Consider the following 16,587-nt stretch of genomic DNA (forward strand, 5'->3'; position numbering starts at 1 on the left):
GCGTCGCCGCCCCTCACCGATCCGCTTCGCGGGCCATCTCTCCCAGACGGGAGAGGAAAGGCGCCGAGTCTGCTGCTTCTGGAGACCGCACCATGTCCAAGAAAGTCTTCGCCGGCCACGCGGTGCGCCATGTGCGCGAGCGGCTGGGGCTGACGCAGATGGACTTCGCCCGGCGGCTGTCGCTGTCGCCGAGCTACATCAACCAGATCGAGAGCAACCAGCGCCCGGTCACCGCCGCCGTGCTGCTCGCCATCAGCCGCGTCTTCGACCTCGACATCACCCGCTTCGGCGCCGACGACCTCGATCGCATCGTCGCCGATCTGCGCGAGGCGCTGGCCGATCCGGTGTTTCGCGGCATCGAGCCGAGCCTGCAGGACCTGAAGAACGCCACCACCCACGCCCCCGCCTTCGCCCACGCCTTCCTGCGTCTGCACGGCGCCCTGCGCCGGCTGGAGGAGCGCCGTGCCGCGCAGGACGACGCGGTGGTCTCGGTGGCGCGCGAGGTGGATGGCGCCGCCCCCGACGAGGCGCGCCACCTCGCGCCCTATGAGGAGGTGCGCGACCATTTCCACTACATCGACAATTATGTCGACGGGCTCGACCGCGCCGGCGAGGAGCGCAACGCCGCGCTCGACCTGTTCGGCCGCGACGATGGCGTGGCGGTGCTGGTGGGCCATCTGCGCCAGCGCCACGACATCGCGGTGGAGATGGCGCCGGCGGATATGGCAGCTTCCTCCGGCCTCGACGCGCCGCTGCTGGCCTATGACCGCCACCGCCGGGTGGCGGCGCTGGCGCGCACGCTCGATCCCGCCAGCCGCGCCTTCCGCCTCGCCGCGCTCATCGCCCGCTTCGAGCAGAGCGAGCTGATCGACCGCCACGTCGCCGAGGCCGGCTTCCGCAGCACCGTCGCCCGCGAGGTGTGCCGGCTGTCGCTGCAGAACTATTATGCCGGCGCGCTGGTCCTGCCCTATCGCCGCTTCGCCGGGCTGGCGCGCGAGACAAGGCACGACCTCGACCGGCTGGCGGCGATGACCGGGGCGAGCCTGGAGCAGGTGTGCCACCGGCTCTCCACCCTGCAGCGGCCCGGCGAGAAGGGGGTGCCGTTCTATTTCCTGAAAGTCGACCGCGCCGGCAACGTCATCAAGCGCCACAGCGCCACCCGCTTCCAGTTCGCCCGCTATGGCGGCGCCTGCCCGGTGTGGAACGTGCACGAGGCGTTCGAGCAGCCCGCCCGCCTGCTGGTGCAGGTCGGCGAGATGCCGGACGGGGCGCGCTATCTGTGCCTGGCGCGCGGCACCTCGAAGCCCGCCCACCGCCACGGCCAGCGCGAGCGGCGTTTCGCGCTCGGCATTGGCTGCGAGATTTCTTATGCCGGCGAACTGGTCCATGCCGACGGGCTGGACCTGAAGGCGGCCGCCGTGGCGCCGCTCGGCGTCAATTGCCGCATCTGCCCGCGCGCCGCCTGCCCCGAGCGCGCCTTCCCCCCGCTCGACCGCGCCATCGTCGTCGACCCCGACCGCCGCGACGTGGTGCCGTTTTCGGTGCGCGAGTGAGGGAACGGCAGGACGAGGACGTGGCAGGACGAGGACGTGGCAGGTCTTGCCCGCCTGCGTCGTTCGAGGCCCGACTTCGCCGGGCGCCTCGGTATGACGGACGCAGGCCTGCCGGCGCAACGTCCGTCATGCTGAGGTGCCGCCCGGCGGGCGGCCTCGAAGCACCCAGCTCGCCTCAGATATCCAGCGTGTTGTCGCGCTCCCATTGGGTGAGGTGGCGCGAATAGGCGTTCCATTCCTCGGTCTTCAGCCTGGTGTAGCCCTCCACCAGCGGCGCGCCGAGCGCGTTGCGCAGCACGCTGTTCTTCTCCAGCGCGCGGATGGCGTCGAGCAGGTTCAGCGGCAGCTTCTTGGCGCCGCGCACCTTGTGGCCGTCGGTGTACATGTTGATGTCGAGCCGCTTGCCCGGGTCGCGCTGGTTCTGGATGCCGTCGAGGCCGGCGGCGAGCATGGCGGCGGGGGCGAGATAGGGGTTGGCGGCGCCGTCCGGCAGGCGCAGCTCCAGCCGCCCCGCATCGGGGATGCGGATCATGTGGGTGCGGTTATTGCCGGTATAGGTCACGGTGTTGGGCGCCCAGGTGGCGCCGGAGACGGTGCGCGGGGCGTTGATGCGCTTGTAGGAGTTCACCGTCGGGTTGGTGAAGGCGCACAGCGCGTCGGCCGAATGGATCAGCCCGCCGATGAAGTGGTAGCCGAGATCGGACAGACCCAGCTCGCCATCCTCGTCCTCGAACAGGTTGGCGCCGTCCGGCCCCCACAGCGAGGTGTGCATGTGGCAGCCCGAGCCGGTGAGGTCGATGAACGGCTTGGGCATGAAGGTGGCGCGCAGCCCGTGCTTCTCGGCGATGGAACGGGCCATGAACTTGAAGAACACATGCCGGTCGGCGGTGATCAGCGCGTCGGCGAAGTCCCAGTTCATCTCGAACTGGCCGTTGGCGTCCTCATGGTCGTTCTGGTAGGGGCCCCAGCCCAGCGTGAGCATGCAATCGCAGATTTCCCGGATCACGTCGTAGCGGCGCATCAGGGCGGACTGGTCGTAGCAGGGCTTGGTGGCGTTGTCGGCGCCGTCGGAGATCTTCGAGCCGTCGGGGGTGGTGAGGAAGAACTCGCACTCGACGCCGGTCTTCATGAGGTAGCCGATGCTGTCGGCGCCCAGCATGGTGGATTTCAGCACGTTGCGCGGCGCCTGCGCCACCAGTTCGTCGTTCATCACCAGGTCGGAGGCGAGCCAGCCGACTTCCGGCTTCCAGGGAAGCTGGATCAGGCTGTCGGCGTCCGGCACCGCGAACAGGTCGGCATCGGCCGGGCTCATGTCGAGCCAGGTGGCGAAGCCGGCGAAGCCCGCGCCGGCCTTCTGCATGCCGCGTATGGCGGTGGCCGGCACCAGCTTCGCCCGCAGCGCCCCGAACAGGTCCACATACGAGATCAGGAAATACTTGATGCCGAGTTCGTTCGCCGCGTGTTGAAGGTCGGCGTGGGCGAGATCATTGGCCATGGTGCAATCCGGTTCCGTGCTGTTCCCCGGCCCGTTGGGGCTCGTTGTCGTCTGCAAATGTCGCGCCGGGCCTGCCGGCGATCATCCTTCGAGGCCGCCTTCGGCGGCACTTCAGGATGATGTCGCGTCGAAGAACCACGTCATCCTGAGGTGCGAGCGCAGCGAGCCTCGAAGGATGTCGGCAAGGCCGTTCAGAATCCCCCGTTCCGCCCGGGTATCCAGTCCGTTCCCGCCAGCGGCACATTGGCCATGGCGGCGGCCTCGATGGTCAGCGCGACGAGATCTTCCGGCTCCAGATTGTGCACATGGCTCTTGCCGCAGGCCCGCGCGATGGTCTGGCACTCCAGCGTCAGCACGGCGAGGTAGTTGGCAAGCCGCCTCCCGGCGGCGATGGGGTCGAGCCGGGCCATCAGCGCCGGGTCCTGGGTGGTGATGCCGGCGGGGTCGCGGCCCTCGTGCCAGTCGTCATAGGCACCGGCGCGGGAGCCGAGCGCCTCGTATTCGGCGGCATAATGGGGGTCGTTGTCGCCCAGCGCCACCAGCGCCGCCGTGCCGATCGCCACCGCGTCGGCGCCGAGCGCCAGCGCCTTGGCCACGTCGGCGCCGTTGCGGATGCCGCCGGAGACCACGAGCTGCACCTTGCGGTGCATGCCGAGGTCCTGCAGCGCCTTCACCGCCTGCCGCACGGCGGCGAGCGTGGGGATGCCGACATGCTCGATGAAGATTTCCTGCGTCGCGGCGGTGCCGCCCTGCATGCCGTCGACCACCACCACATCGGCGCCCGACTTCACGGCGAGGGCCGTGTCGTAATAGGGGCGGGCGGCGCCGACCTTCACATAGATCGGCTTCTCCCAGTCGGTGATCTCGCGCAGTTCCTCGATCTTGATCTCGAGGTCGTCCGGCCCGGTCCAGTCCGGATGGCGGCAGGCCGAGCGCTGGTCGATGCCGACGGGCAGGGTGCGCATGCCCGCCACCCGCTCGGTGATCTTCTGGCCGAGCAGCATGCCGCCGCCGCCCGGCTTGGCGCCCTGTCCGACCACCACCTCGATGGCGTCGGCGCGCTTGAGGTCGTCCGGGTTCATGCCGTAGCGCGAGGGCAGGTACTGGTAGACGAGCTGGGTCGAGTGCCCGCGCTCCTCATTGGTCATGCCGCCATCGCCTGTCGTGGTCGAGGTGCCCATGGCCGAGGCGCCGCGCCCCAGCGCTTCCTTGGCATTGGCCGAGAGCGAGCCGAAGCTCATGCCGGCGATGGTGATCGGGATTTTCAGCTCGATCGGCTTCTTCGCGAAGCGGGTGCCGAGCACGACCTCGGTCGAGCACTTCTCGCGATAGCCCTCCAGCGGGTAGCGCGACATCGAGGCGCCGAGGAACAGCAAATCGTCGAAATGCGGCACCCGCCGCTTGGCGCCGCCGCCGCGGATGTCGTAGATGCCGGTCGCCGCCGCGCGGCGGATTTCCGAGAGCGTGTAGTCGTCAAAGGTGGCGGAGGCGCGGGGCAGGGTCTGCGGCGTCGCGCGCGGGGTGTTGCTGTGGTCGGTCATCGCGCCCTCAATAGCTCGACACGTTGTCGACGTGGAAATGGTAGAGCGTGCGGGCCGAACCGTAGCGGCGGAACTCGGAGATATCGACCTCGCCGAGCAGGCCGGCGGCCTCCAGCTTCGCGGCCAGAAGCGCCTTGTGTTCCTCGCGCATCTCCTTCTCGACGCAGTCGGCGCCGAGCGAGGCGACCGAGCCGCGCACGAACAGCTTCGCCTCGTACAGGCTGTCGCCCAGCGCCTCGCCGGCATCGCCCAGCACGGTGAGGGTGCCGGCCTGCGCCATGAACGCGCTCATATGGCCGACCCCGCCCTTCACCACGATGTCGATGCCCTTCATCGAGATGCCGCAGCGGGCCGAGGCGTTGCCGTCGATGACCAGCAGCCCGCCATGGGCGGTGGCGCCGGCGGCCTGGCTGGCATCGCCCTTCACTTCAACAAGGCCGCTCATCATGTTCTCGGCGACGCCGACCCCGGCATTGCCGTGGACGATGATTCGCGCCTGCTTGTTCATGCCGGCGCAGTAATAGCCGACCGGCCCGTCAATCTCGATGGTGACCGGCACGTCGAGCCCCGCCGCGATGGCGTGGCGGCCGGCCGGGTTGGCGATCTTCCACAGCGTCCGGTTGGTGTCGGCCGCGAGCTTGTGCAGCGCGCCGTTCAGCTCGCGCAGCGGGGTGTGCGCGAGATCGACGAAGGTTTCCTCGCCGGTCGAGCCGGCGGATTTCAGCGACAGGTTCATGCGGCGCGATCCCAGAAGTAAACCTTGGCCGGCTCCGGCTCGAACACCCGCGCGGTCTCGATGCCCGGCAGCCCGGCCAGCGCCCGGTATTCGGAGGCGAAGGCGACATAGTCGTCGGTCTCGGCCATGACGGCGGGCTTGCAGGCGATCGGGTCGCGCAGCACGCCGAAGCCGCTCTCGGTGCCGACGACGAAGGTGTAGAAGCCGTCGAGGTCGCCCAGCGAATGCTCCAGCGCCTGGCCCAGCGTGTCGCCGCCGCGCATGCGGTAGGTGAGGTAGGCGGCGGCCACCTCGCTGTCGTTCTCGCTCGTCACCTCCAGCCCCTCGCGGGCGAGCAGGCGGCGCACGCCGGCATGGTTGGAGAGCGAGCCGTTATGCACCAGGCACTGGTCCGGCCCGGTGGAGAAGGGATGGGCGCCGTCCGTGGTCACGGCGCTCTCGGTCGCCATGCGGGTGTGGCCGATGGCGTGGGTGCCGCTCATCGCCTCCAGATGGAAGCGCCGGGCGACATCGGCGGGCAGGCCGACCTCCTTGTAGAGTTCCATGCGGGCGCCGGCGCCGACGACCCGCACCTCGGGCGCCAGCCGGGCCAGCGCCGCGCGCACCGCCGCTTCCTCGGCGGCCGGCACGCTCAGCACGCCATGGGTGTCGCGCGCAGTGACGGGGTGGCCGATCGCGGCGCCCAGCGCGGCGAAATCGGTGCCGGCCGGGCCGCGCAAAGTGAGCTTCACGAAGCCCGGCGACCCGGCGCCATAGACGGCGAAGCCGGCCGAATCCGGCCCGCGATCGCACATGATGTCGAGCATCTGCGAAAGCAGGGCGCCGAGTTCCGGCTCCAGCTTCGGCTGCTTCAGGAACAGGCCGACAATGCCGCACATGGCGGAAACACTCCTGCAGGCGAGGGGTAGGACAGACGATGGACCTTGCCCAACCTTTTAGGAGCCGCCCGCGCGGGCGTCAATATGAGGGAATATAATTTTCCTGATAGGAAACTAGCCCGTCACCCCGGCTCGCGCGGATAGATGATGATCGAGAGATAGCGCATCGGCCGCACCAGCAATTCCTCCGGCCCGTGGGTGGCGGCGCTGTCGAACAGCAGCGAATCGCCCGGCCGCAGGTGATAGGTGCGCTCGCCATGGCGGTACACCACCTCGCCGGCGAGCATGTGGATGAACTCCACCCCGGCATGGCGGAAGCCGGTATAGGGCACGGCCTCCTCGCTGAGCGTGATCAGATAGGGCTCGACCGCCACCTCGCCGCCCACCGCATGGCCGAGCAGCTCGTAGAGGTGCCCCACCTTGGTGCCGCGCCGCTCGATCCGCACCCCGCCGCCGGCCGGCACATAGGAGCAGTCGCGCTTCTCCTCGAAGGTGGTGAACAGGGTGGAGATCGGCACGTTGAGCACGCCGGCGATCGCCTGCAGCGTGCTCAGCGAGGGCGAGATCAGCCCGTTCTCGATCTTCGACAGCATGCCGACCGAAATGCCGGCGGCGCTGGCGAGATCGGAGACGGTGAGGTCGAGATCGTGGCGGATGGCGCGCACATGGTGGCCGAGCGCCTGTTCCAGCGTGCGCTCGCGCACCAGCGGCGCGCCCGAGCCGGTGGTCAGATCGTCGGCCGGCTCTTCCGCCGCCCCGCCCGCCTTGCGCCGTCCACCGTTCACCAATCCATGTCCCCTTCGTTTCCTTCCCGACCGGCCGTTCCGCGCCGGCGCCTCTGTCATGGAAGCTTGGCATTCATCGTGCATCGATGAACGCCAGTCTCATGCTGCCAGCAAAGCGGTCCCGCGTCTCAATGTATGATTTCGACATGATTGTCATCGGCAGCGGCCCCTCCGGCCGCCGCGCCGCCGTGCAGTCCGCCAAGATCGGCAAGTCGGTGCTGGTGGTGGAAAAGGGGCGCCGGGTCGGCGGCGTCTCGGTGCATACCGGCACCATCCCCTCGAAAACCCTGCGCGAGACCGTGCTCAACCTCTCCGGCTGGCGCGAGCGCGGCTTCTACGGCCGCTCCTACCGGGTCAAGCAGGATATCGACGCCGGCGATCTGATGGCGCGCCTGCACAAGACGCTCGACCACGAGGTCGATGTGCTGGAGCACCAGTTCGCCCGCAACGGCGTGAAGACGGCGCGCGGCGAGGCCCGCTTTCTCGACCCGCACACCATCGAGATCACCGGCGAGGGCGGCGAGGTCGACACCGTCACCGGCGCCCATATGCTGATCGCCGTCGGCACCCGCCCGTTCCGACCCGACTACGTGCCATTCAACGGCATGAGCGTGTTCGACAGCGACGAGATCGTCGACCTGCCGAAGCTGCCGCGCAGCCTCGCGGTCATCGGCGCCGGCGTCATCGGCGTCGAATATGCCTCGATCTTCAGCGCGCTGGACGTCGCGGTGACGCTGATCGAGCCGCGCTCCACCTTTCTCGACTTCATCGACAAGGAACTGATCGAGGAATTCACCCACGAACTGCGCGACCGCAATGTCGGCCTGCGGCTGGGCGCCGCCGTCACCTCGATCGCCCTCGACGAGCGCGAGCGCCCGGTGTGCAAGCTGGCGGACGGGCGCACCGTGCAGGCGGACATGCTGCTGTTCGCCGCCGGGCGGGTGGGCGCGACCGACCGGCTGAACCTCGACGCCGCCGGGCTCAAGGTCGATCATCGCGGCCGCATCGCCGTGGAGCCGAAGACGCTGCAGACCGCCGTGCCGCATATCTACGCCGCGGGCGACGTCATCGGCTTCCCCAGCCTCGCCTCCACCTCGATGGAACAGGGCCGCGTCGCCGCCTGCCACGCCTTCGGGCTGGAGCCGCCGCCGCCGCCCGAATTCTTCCCCTACGGCATCTATTCGGTGCCGGAAATGTCCACCGTGGGCATGAGCGAGGAGGAGGTGCGCAAGCGCGAGATTCCCTATGAATGCGGCATCGCCCGCTTCCGCGAGACATCGCGCGGCCACATCATGGGGCTGAACAACGGGATGATGAAGATGATCTTCTCGGTGAAGACCCGCCGGCTGCTGGGTGTCCACATCGTCGGCGAGGGCGCCACCGAGCTGATCCATATCGGCCAGGCGGTGCTGAACCTGAAGGGCACGATCGACTATTTCATCGAGAACACGTTCAACTACCCCACCCTGGCCGAAGCCTACAAGATCGCCGGCCTCGACGCCTGGAACCGCATGACGCGGGTGTGAGGATTACTCTTCCCGGATGGTCATTGCGGCGAGTAAGTTCTCGGCGGGCAGTTCGCCTGTGACGACGGCAATGAACATGTCGGCATGGGCGACGGCGTCCTCATCAAGCAGCGCAAGGCGGTTGACGGCAAAAAAGGCAAGCATCGCCGCCCATGCCGTTCGCTTGTTGCCCTGCCCGAACGGATGGTTTTTGCCAATGGCGATGGCAAGCCCAAGACCCAGCAGAGGCAAGTCCTGCACCTGATCATAGTGCCATCTGTTCTGTGGTACCGCGAGCGCGGATTCCAAAAGGCCCTCGTCGCGCAACAGAAAGGGCTCGCCGGATATCTCTACCAATCGGCGATTAAGCTCGATAACGAAATCCGCCGAAATCCAGCGCGGCTCGCTCACTCGCCCAGCTTCTGCATCACCTTGGGCCACCGCGACATGACAGCTTCGGCAAAGGCGCGGGCATCGAATGCACCCGTCTCGTCCGCCGTCACCTTAAGTCCACCCGCATCAAGCGCCGCCTGAACGCGCGCAGCCTGACTGCCGCTCTCACGCGGAGCGGTGAACGTCGTTTCAGTCTCAGATCGGAGGCGACGGTTCGTGCTCATGGGGCAAATATAGTGCTGACCTGCGCCTTTCCCAAACGGATTCGCTCACCGTCACCCCACCCGCCACCGCGCCGCCGTCAGCGTGTTCGCCAGCAGGCAGGCGATGGTCATCGGGCCGACGCCGCCCGGCACCGGGGTGATGGCGCCGGCGATGCCCTGCGCCTCCTCGAACGCCACGTCGCCGACCAGCCGGTTCTTCCCGTCCGCGCCGGTCACCCGGTTGATGCCGACATCGATCACCGTGGCGCCGGGCTTGATCCAGTCGCCGCGGATCATCTCCGGCCGGCCCACCGCGCCGATCAGGATATCGGCGCGCCGGCACACGCCGGGCAGGTCGCGGGTGCGCGAATGGGCGATGGTGACGGTGCAGTCCTCGCGCAGCAGCAGCTGCGCCAGCGGCTTGCCGACGATGTTGGAGCGCCCGACCACCACCGCCTCCAGCCCGGCCAGCGAGCCCAGCGTGTCTTTGAGCAGCATCACGCAGCCGAGCGGGGTGCAGGGCACCAGCGCGTCCAGCCCCACCGCGAGCCGGCCGGCGTTCACCACATGGAAGCCGTCGACATCCTTGGCCGGGTCGATGGTGGCGAGCACGGCCTGGGTGTCGATGTGCGAGGGCAGGGGAAGCTGCACGAGGATGCCGTGCACGTCGTCATCGGCGTTCAGCGCCTTCACCAGCGCCAGCACGTCTTCCTGCGCGGTGTTCGCCGGCAGCCTGTGCTCGAACGAGGCCATGCCGGCCTCCACCGTCTGGCGGCCCTTGTTGCGCACATAGACCGCGCTGGCGGGGTCCTCGCCCACCAGCACCACAGCGAGGCCCGGTGTCACCCCGGTCTCGGCGGTGAACACGGCCACCTCGCCCTTCAGGCGGGCGCGCATCGTCTGCGCAAAGGCCTTGCCGTCGATCAGGCGGGTTTCGACCATGGGAGTCTCCTGCGCGATTGAATGGCTCTGTCCTGCGTCCTTCGAGGCTCGCTTCGCTCGCGCCTCAGGATGATGGCGACGCCGTCACCCGCGATCGTCATGCTGAGGAGCGGGGCAGTGCCCCGCGTCTTGAAGCACGCACGCCGCTCTCAGTCGCGGAACACGACGGTCTTGTGCCCGTTCACCAGCACGCGGTCGTCGAGGTGCCAGGCCAGCGCGCGGGCGAGCACGCGGCGCTCGATGTCGCGGCCCTTGCGCACCAGGTCCTCGGCCGAATCCTGATGGCTGATGCGCTCCACGTCCTGCTCGATGATCGGGCCCTCGTCGAGGTCGGAGGTGACGTAATGGGCGGTGGCGCCGATCAGCTTCACCCCGCGCGCATGCGCCTGGTGATAGGGCCTGGCGCCCTTGAAGCCGGGCAGGAAGGAGTGGTGGATGTTGATGCAGCGGCCGGACAGCTTGGCCGAGAGCCCGTCGGAGAGCACCTGCATGTAGCGCGCCAGCACCGCCACCTCCGCGCCGCTCGACTGGAACAGCTCCCACAGCTGGGCCTCCTGCTCCATCTTTGTCGCCTTGGTGACGGGCAGATAGTGGAACGGGATGTCCGCGAAATCGAGATGGGCATAGGTCTCGCGCGGGTAGTTGGCGGCGATGGCGACGATCTCCATCGGAATCTCGTCGATCCGCCAGCGATAGAGCAGATCGGCGAGGCAATGGTCGAATTTGGAGACCAGCAGCATCACCCTGGGCTTGCGGTTGCGCGGGCGGATGCGCCAGTCGAGCGCGAACTGCGCCGCCACGTCCTCGAAGTCGGCCTTCAGCGCCTCCAGCGCGCCCGCGCCGGCGGCGCGGTCGAACATCACCCGCATGAAGAAGCGCCCGCTTTCGGTGTCGTCGAACTGCTGCGCTTCCAGAATGTTGCCGCCCTGTTCGAACAGGAAGGTCGCCACCGCGGCGACGATGCCCGGCCGGTCGGGGCAGGAGAGGGTGAGGACGCAGGCATCGGGTCGGTCGGTCATGGTCTGTCTCGTCGCGGGTCCGGATCGCCGCACAGGGGCGCCGGGCGGGTTTTACGGGAGATGAGGGGAGGGGGGAAGCGCGCGGCGCGCCGCCGTCAACCTCGTCCCGGCGCCCGGCCGTCCAGCCGCAGGCCGAATTCGGCGCCGCTGGCGATGAGAAAGCGCGTGAAGCTGGCCTCCAGGCTGCGCGCCACCAGCACGCGCCACGAGGTCTCGCTCGCCCGCCACAGCGTCACGCCGACATGGGCGAGCACGGTGGTGGCGGCATCGCCGGGCCGGAACACGCGCGGGTCGAGGTCGATCAGCGCGCCCTTGGCGAGCAGTTCCGGCACCTTGTCGCCCGCGAGATCGAAGGCGACATAGGCGTCGCCCTGCTCGGTGATCGCCGCCTCGGCCCCCAGCAGCGCGCGCAGCGTGCCGGGAAGGTCGGTCTCGGTCTTCGACAGCACCAGGAAGCGGCCCGGCGCCGTGCCGATCACCGTGCTGGCGGCCGTGATCGCCGCGCGTGGCCGGTCGGCGACCTCGCTGCCGAAGGCGCGCGACAGCCGCCCGGCGACGCTTGCCGCATGGCCATTGCGGGCGATCACCAGCGCGATGAACGGCTCGTCGGCGGTGGAGGCGACGATGCCGGGTTCGCCGGTGACGCCATAGGCCCCGGCCGGCGGCACGCGGTCGAAGGGGACGCCGGCAAGCGGGTCGTGAGAGGGATGGTCAGCCACGCAGACGCACTCCTTCCGGGTCGATGAAGCCGGGCGCGCAGATTTCTACCTCGATTTCCTCGCCGCGCACCGGGTCATAGGCGCGCACATGCTCGCCGAGCCGCTCCGGGCCGCGTTTGATGAGGCCGAGGCCGATCCAGTGGCCCAGATGCGGGGAATAGGCGACCGAGGTCATGTAGCCCTGGTCATTGGCCATGTCGGGCGGCGCGCCGAGCTTGAGGAAATGCGCCCCCGCCCGCAGCCGCCGCGCGCGGTCCACCGGCTTGAAGCCGACGAAGCTCGGCCGGTCGGGATCGGTCAGGCCCGGCCGGGCGGCCAGGGTGCGGCCGATATAGTCCTTCTTGGTCGAGGCCATGCGGCCGAAGCCGAGATCGCCCGCCGTGGTCTGGCCGGACAATTCGTTGCCCGAGACGTGCCCCTTCTCGATCCGCATCACCCCCAGCGCCTCGGTGCCGTAGGGGGTGATGCCGAATTCCGCGCCCGCCTGCATCAGCGCCTGCGCCAGCGCCGCGCCATGGCGGGCCGGCACCGCGATCTCGAAGCCGAGTTCGCCGGAGAAGGAGAGCCGGAACAGCCGCGCCTTCACCCCGCCCATGACGCTGCCCTCGATCGCGCCCATGAAGGGCAGCGCCGCGTTGGAGACGTCGCCATCGGCCACACGCGCCAGCACGTCGCGGGCGCGCGGGCCGGCAAGGGCGATCTGGGCCCATTGCTCGGAGACCGAGGCGAGCGACACGTCCAGCTCCGGCCACAGCGCCTGCAGGCAGAATTCGAGGTGCTGGTAGACCTTGGCGGCATTCGCCGTGGTGGTGGTCATCACATAGTGCTCGGGGGCGAGGCGCGCCGTGGTGCCGTCATCCATCACCAGCCCGTCTTCGCGCAGCATCACGCCGTAGCGCGCCTTGCCGACGGCGAGGGCGGCGAAGCCGTTGATGTAGACGCGGTCGAGGAAGGCGCCGACATCGCTTCCCTGCAGGTCGATCTTGCCGAAGGTCGAGACGTCGATCAGCCCGACCGAGGAGCGCACCGCGGTGACCTCGCGCGACACCGTCTCCAGCCAGTCCTTTTCGCCCGGGCGGGGGAAATACTGCGCCCGCAGCCAGGCCCCGGTCTCGACGAACACCGCGCCCTGCGCGCGCGCCCATTCATGGGTCGGGGTCAGGCGCACCGGGCGGAAATCCTTGCCTCGATGGTGGCCGGCCAGCGCGCCGAGCGAGACCGGCGTGTAGGGCGGGCGGAAGATGGTGGTGCCCGTCTCCGGGATCGAGGCGCCGGTCAGGCTCGCCATGATGGCGAGGCCGGTGACGTTGGAGGTGCGGCCCTGGTCGGTCGCCATGCCGAGCGTGGTGTAGCGCTTGAGCAGCTCCACCGAGCGGAAGCCCTCCTTATGGGCGATGCCGACATCCTTGGCGGTGACGTCGTTCTGCAGATCGACGAAGGAGGCGCCTTTCGAGCCCGCCACATGCCAGAACGGCGTGAGCGCGAACGCCTCGTCGGCCATGTCGGGCAGGTCGGGCGCGGGCACGGCGAAGCCGAGCGCCTGCGCCGCCTCGGCCCCGATCGCCGCGCCGTCGCGCAGGCAGGCGCCGAGGCCGAAGAGCCCCTTGGCGGCGCCCGCCACGGTCAGCCCCGGCGGGCAGGTGCCCGGCACGAAGGCGGCCAGGGTCTCGTTCCACGCCGGCTTGCCGCCATGGTGACAGGTGAGATGCACCGAGGGCGACCAGCCGCCGGAAACCGCCAGCGTGTCGGCGGCGATCCGCTCGCGCCCCGTTGCGGTGGCCACTTCGATGCGGCGCAGCGTCTTGCCATGGGTAGCGATCACCTGCGCGCCGGTGAGCACGCGGATGCCCCTTGCCTGCGCCGCCGCGACCAGCGCTGGCGCCACGTCGGTGCGCACATCGACGATGGTCTCGACATGGGCGCCCGCCACGCTTGCCGCCAGCATGCCGCGCCAGGCGCCGTCATTATTGGCGAACAGCGCCATGGCCTGCCCCGGCAGCGCGGCGTGGCGCTGCACATAGGTGCCGACCGCGCCGGCCAGCATCACCCCCGGCCGGTCGTTGCCGCCGAACACGATCGGCCGCTCGGTGGCGCCCGCCGCCAGCACGGCGCGCCGCGCGACGATGCGCCAGAGCCGCTGGCGCGGCTGGAATGGGGCGGGCACGGCGAGGTGGTCGCTCACCCGCTCCAGCGCGCCATAGGTGCCGCTGTCATAGGCGCCGAACACGCTGGTGCGGCTCATCACCCGTACATTGGGCAGGCTGGCGAGTTCCGCCGTCACCTGCGCGGCATAGGCGGGCGCGGGCTGGCGGTCCACGTCGCCGGCCTCGGCATTGAGCCCGCCACCGGGCAAAAAGTCCTCGTCGGCGAGGATCACTCGCGCGCCGCTGCGCCCGGCTGCCAGCGCCGCCATCAGCCCGGCCGGGCCGGCGCCGATCACCAGCACGTCGCAGAAGGTGGTGGCCTTCTCGTAATGGTCGGGGTCTTCCTCCACGGCGGCGCGGCCGAGGCCGGCGGCGCGGCGGATCACCGGCTCGTACAGCTTCTCCCAGAAGCTCGCCGGCCACATGAAGGTCTTGTAGTAGAAGCCGGCGCCCAGAAACGGCGACAGGAAGCGGTTCACGCTCAGCGCGTCGAGGGCGAGCGAGGGCCAGCGGTTCTGGCTGGTCGCTTCCAGCCCGTCAAACAGCTCAGTGACGGTGGCGCGGGTGTTGGGCTCGCGCCGCGCGCCGGCGCGCAGCTCGACCAGCGCGTTCGGCTCCTCCGCGCCGGCCGAGAAGATGCCGCGCGGGCGGTGATATTTGAACGAGCGGCCGACCAGCCGCACACCATTGGCCAGCAGCGCCGAGGCCAGCGTGTCGCCTTGATAGCCGTGATAATCGGTGCCGTCGAAGGAGAAGGCGAGCGGCTTCGAGCGGTCGATCAGGCCGCCGCTCGCCAGCCGGTTGCGGTTGGGCGCGCTCATGCCGCGTCTCGCGGGGAAGTGGCGTCCGCGCGGGCGGCGACGGCGCCGGAGATCGCATGGGTGCGGGTGTCGCGCTTGACGCGCAGCCACTGCCGGCAGCCATTGGCGTGGTACCACCACTCCTCATGCGCCCCGGCCGGGTTGTCGCGCAGATAGACATAGTCGTGGAAGCGCGTCTCGGCGTCCGGCGCCGCCGGGTCCGGCCGGGTCAGCGTCGCGTCGCCGAGAATGGCGAATTCATGGGCGTCGCGTTCGCCGCAATAGGGGCAGGGAATACGCATCAGTGCAGGTTCGGCTGGGCGCCGACTCCCTTTTCGTCGATGAGATGGCCGGTGCGGAAGCGGTCGAGCCGGAACGCCCCGGCGACCTCGTGCGGGGCGTCGCGGGCGATCAGATGGGCGAAGCACCAGCCCGAGGCCGGGGTCGCCTTGAAGCCGCCATAGCACCAGCCGGCATTGAGATAGAACCCCGGCACCGGCGTGCGGTCGATGATCGGCGAGCCGTCCATCGACATGTCCATGATGCCGCCCCAGTGGCGCAGCAGCCGCAGCCGGCCGATGCGCGGCATCAGCGCCATGCCGCTCTCGCACACATCCTCGATGATCGGCAGGTTGCCGCGCTGGGCGTAGGAATTATAGCCGTCGACATCGCCGCCGAAGACCAGCCCGCCCTTGTCGGACTGGCTGATGTAGAAATGCCCGGCGCCGAAGGTGATGACGCCGTCGACCAGCGGCTTCAGCCCTTCGGAGACGAAGGCCTGCAGCACATGGCTCTCGATCGGCAGCCGCAGCCCGGCCATGCCGGCGACGCGCGAGGAACTGCCCGCCACCGCCACCGCGACTTTCCCGGCACGGATCGCCCCGCGCGTGGTCTCGACCCCGACGATGGCGTCGCCCTCGCGCAAAAACCCCGTCACCTCGCAGTTCTGCACGATGTCGACGCCGAGCCTGTCCGCGCCCCGCGCATAACCCCACACCACGGCGTCATGCCGGGCGGTGCCGCCGCGGGCCTGCAGCAGCCCGCCCTGGATGGGGAAGCGCGCATTGTCGAAGTCGAGGAACGGGTACATCGCCCGCACCTGCTTCCTGTCCAGCAGCTGCGAATCCGCGCCGGCCAGCCGCATGGCGTTGCCGCGCCTTGCATAGGCGTCGCGCTGGGCGTCAGAGTGGAACAGGTTGAGAATGCCGCGCTGGCTCACCATCGCGTTGTAGTTCAGCTCCTGCTCCAGCCCTTCCCACAGCTTCATCGACCATTCGTAGAACGGCTCGTTGCCGGGCAGCACGTAGTTGGAGCGGATGATGGTGGTGTTGCGCCCGGCATTGCCGGAGCCGATGACGCCCTTCTCCAGCACCGCGACATTGCGGATGCCGTGCACCTTGGCGAGGTAATAGGCGGTCGCCAGCCCATGCCCGCCACCGCCGACGACGATCACGTCATAGGCGGGCTTGGGCGCCGCGTCGCGCCAGGCCGGGGTCCAGCGCGACTGGCCGGAGAGGCCGTTGGCGAGAAGGCTGAGGAAGGAATAACGCATGGGGCTCGCTCGGGAGGCTCGCTGCCGGACACGGCAAAAAGCTATAGATCAACCTCGTTGCCGTGATAATATAAGTTTTGATTATAGGCGGGACCGCGAGGACGCCGTCATCCTGAGGTGCGAGTGAAACGAGCCTCGAAGGATGGGCTTGCGGGCGCACCCCGAACATCCCTTGAGGCCCGGCTACCGCCGGGCACCTCGGGATGACGAGCGCAGGGCAGCATCCCGTACCGCCTCCCATCGTTATCCCGGACGGCCGCAGGTCGATCCGGGAGCGTCCACCTTGTCGGAGCGATCCCGGCTCCGCGCTACGCTCCGGCCG

At 69.2% G+C, this 16,587-nt stretch carries 15 protein-coding genes; 2 read left to right on the forward strand and 13 right to left on the reverse strand.

Going from position 1 to position 16,587, the window contains the following annotated elements:
• The first annotated feature begins 92 nt into the window (after positions 1-92).
• Positions 93-1,553 carry a helix-turn-helix domain-containing protein gene (locus tag KHC23_RS01415; protein ID WP_213368618.1) on the forward strand — a complete coding sequence of 487 codons (1,461 nt, stop codon included), beginning with the start codon at positions 93-95 and terminating at the stop codon, positions 1,551-1,553.
• Positions 1,554-1,728: 175 nt separating this feature from the next.
• Here the strand turns inward: KHC23_RS01415 and glnT are convergent, their stop codons facing one another.
• The 5 genes from glnT to KHC23_RS01440 form a co-directional block, all read right to left on the reverse strand.
• Positions 1,729-3,048: a type III glutamate--ammonia ligase gene (gene glnT / locus KHC23_RS01420; RefSeq protein ID WP_213368619.1), complete on the reverse strand. Its 1,320-nt coding sequence runs from the start codon at positions 3,046-3,048 to the stop codon at positions 1,729-1,731.
• A gap of 191 nt (positions 3,049-3,239) precedes the next feature.
• Positions 3,240-4,589: an FMN-binding glutamate synthase family protein gene (locus KHC23_RS01425; protein WP_213368621.1), complete on the reverse strand. Its 1,350-nt coding sequence runs from the start codon at positions 4,587-4,589 to the stop codon at positions 3,240-3,242.
• Positions 4,590-4,596: 7 nt separating this feature from the next.
• Complete coding sequence (locus tag KHC23_RS01430; RefSeq protein ID WP_246543964.1) at positions 4,597-5,325, reverse strand: GltB/FmdC/FwdC-like GXGXG domain-containing protein; 729 nt, start codon at positions 5,323-5,325, stop codon at positions 4,597-4,599.
• Complete coding sequence (locus tag KHC23_RS01435; RefSeq protein ID WP_213368623.1) at positions 5,322-6,203, reverse strand: class II glutamine amidotransferase; 882 nt, start codon at positions 6,201-6,203, stop codon at positions 5,322-5,324. The genes KHC23_RS01430 and KHC23_RS01435 overlap by 4 nt, the downstream gene beginning before the upstream one ends.
• A gap of 122 nt (positions 6,204-6,325) precedes the next feature.
• Positions 6,326-6,991 (reverse strand): helix-turn-helix domain-containing protein, encoded by a 666-nt coding sequence (locus KHC23_RS01440; protein WP_213368625.1) that lies wholly within the window; start codon positions 6,989-6,991, stop codon positions 6,326-6,328.
• Between the two features lie 128 nt (positions 6,992-7,119).
• Between KHC23_RS01440 and sthA the strand changes: the two genes are divergently transcribed.
• Complete coding sequence (gene sthA / locus KHC23_RS01445; RefSeq protein WP_213369090.1) at positions 7,120-8,514, forward strand: Si-specific NAD(P)(+) transhydrogenase; 1,395 nt, start codon at positions 7,120-7,122, stop codon at positions 8,512-8,514.
• Between the two features lie 3 nt (positions 8,515-8,517).
• Here the strand turns inward: sthA and KHC23_RS01450 are convergent, their stop codons facing one another.
• The 8 genes from KHC23_RS01450 to KHC23_RS01485 all read right to left on the reverse strand — a co-directional run bounded on the left by KHC23_RS01450 (position 8,518) and on the right by KHC23_RS01485 (position 16,265).
• Positions 8,518-8,904, reverse strand: a complete 387-nt coding sequence (locus KHC23_RS01450) for a type II toxin-antitoxin system death-on-curing family toxin (protein WP_213368632.1) — start codon at positions 8,902-8,904, stop codon at positions 8,518-8,520.
• Entirely contained in the window at positions 8,901-9,110 is a 210-nt protein-coding gene (locus tag KHC23_RS01455) for a hypothetical protein (protein WP_213368634.1), read from the reverse strand. The genes KHC23_RS01450 and KHC23_RS01455 overlap by 4 nt, the downstream gene beginning before the upstream one ends.
• 51 nt (positions 9,111-9,161) lie before the next feature.
• Complete coding sequence (gene folD, locus KHC23_RS01460; RefSeq protein WP_213368636.1) at positions 9,162-10,031, reverse strand: bifunctional methylenetetrahydrofolate dehydrogenase/methenyltetrahydrofolate cyclohydrolase FolD; 870 nt, start codon at positions 10,029-10,031, stop codon at positions 9,162-9,164.
• A 149-nt stretch (positions 10,032-10,180) separates the two neighbouring features.
• Positions 10,181-11,050, reverse strand: a complete 870-nt coding sequence (gene purU / locus KHC23_RS01465; protein ID WP_213368638.1) for a formyltetrahydrofolate deformylase — start codon at positions 11,048-11,050, stop codon at positions 10,181-10,183.
• A 95-nt stretch (positions 11,051-11,145) separates the two neighbouring features.
• Positions 11,146-11,769: a sarcosine oxidase subunit gamma gene (locus KHC23_RS24750; protein ID WP_213368640.1), complete on the reverse strand. Its 624-nt coding sequence runs from the start codon at positions 11,767-11,769 to the stop codon at positions 11,146-11,148.
• Positions 11,762-14,734, reverse strand: a complete 2,973-nt coding sequence (locus KHC23_RS01475) for a sarcosine oxidase subunit alpha family protein (RefSeq protein ID WP_213368642.1) — start codon at positions 14,732-14,734, stop codon at positions 11,762-11,764. The genes KHC23_RS24750 and KHC23_RS01475 overlap by 8 nt, the downstream gene beginning before the upstream one ends.
• Entirely contained in the window at positions 14,731-15,015 is a 285-nt protein-coding gene (locus KHC23_RS01480) for a sarcosine oxidase subunit delta (RefSeq protein WP_213368644.1), read from the reverse strand. The genes KHC23_RS01475 and KHC23_RS01480 overlap by 4 nt, the downstream gene beginning before the upstream one ends.
• Positions 15,015-16,265, reverse strand: coding sequence for a sarcosine oxidase subunit beta family protein (locus KHC23_RS01485; RefSeq protein WP_213368646.1), 1,251 nt, complete (start codon positions 16,263-16,265; stop codon positions 15,015-15,017). The genes KHC23_RS01480 and KHC23_RS01485 overlap by 1 nt, the downstream gene beginning before the upstream one ends.
• Positions 16,266-16,587: the final 322 nt, after the last annotated feature.

The sequence above is a fragment of the Ancylobacter dichloromethanicus genome, from assembly GCF_018390645.1.
GTDB classification, from domain to species: domain Bacteria; phylum Pseudomonadota; class Alphaproteobacteria; order Rhizobiales; family Xanthobacteraceae; genus Ancylobacter; species Ancylobacter dichloromethanicus.

Bases quoted from the DNA above. Each gene is read 5' to 3' on its own strand.
- KHC23_RS01415 (WP_213368618.1), top strand. From the start codon at position 93: ATGTCCAAGAAAGTCTTCGCCGGCCACGCGGTGCGCCATGTGCGCGAG.
- sthA (WP_213369090.1), top strand. From the start codon at position 7,120: ATGTATGATTTCGACATGATTGTCATCGGCAGCGGCCCCTCCGGCCGC.
- KHC23_RS01425 (WP_213368621.1), bottom strand. From the start codon at position 4,589: ATGACCGACCACAGCAACACCCCGCGCGCGACGCCGCAGACCCTGCCC.
- folD (WP_213368636.1), bottom strand. From the start codon at position 10,031: ATGGTCGAAACCCGCCTGATCGACGGCAAGGCCTTTGCGCAGACGATG.
- KHC23_RS01435 (WP_213368623.1), bottom strand. From the start codon at position 6,203: ATGTGCGGCATTGTCGGCCTGTTCCTGAAGCAGCCGAAGCTGGAGCCG.
- glnT (WP_213368619.1), bottom strand. From the start codon at position 3,048: ATGGCCAATGATCTCGCCCACGCCGACCTTCAACACGCGGCGAACGAA.
- purU (WP_213368638.1), bottom strand. From the start codon at position 11,050: ATGACCGACCGACCCGATGCCTGCGTCCTCACCCTCTCCTGCCCCGAC.
- KHC23_RS01485 (WP_213368646.1), bottom strand. From the start codon at position 16,265: ATGCGTTATTCCTTCCTCAGCCTTCTCGCCAACGGCCTCTCCGGCCAG.
- KHC23_RS01480 (WP_213368644.1), bottom strand. From the start codon at position 15,015: ATGCGTATTCCCTGCCCCTATTGCGGCGAACGCGACGCCCATGAATTC.
- KHC23_RS01430 (WP_246543964.1), bottom strand. From the start codon at position 5,325: ATGAACCTGTCGCTGAAATCCGCCGGCTCGACCGGCGAGGAAACCTTC.
- KHC23_RS01455 (WP_213368634.1), bottom strand. From the start codon at position 9,110: ATGAGCACGAACCGTCGCCTCCGATCTGAGACTGAAACGACGTTCACC.
- KHC23_RS01475 (WP_213368642.1), bottom strand. From the start codon at position 14,734: ATGAGCGCGCCCAACCGCAACCGGCTGGCGAGCGGCGGCCTGATCGAC.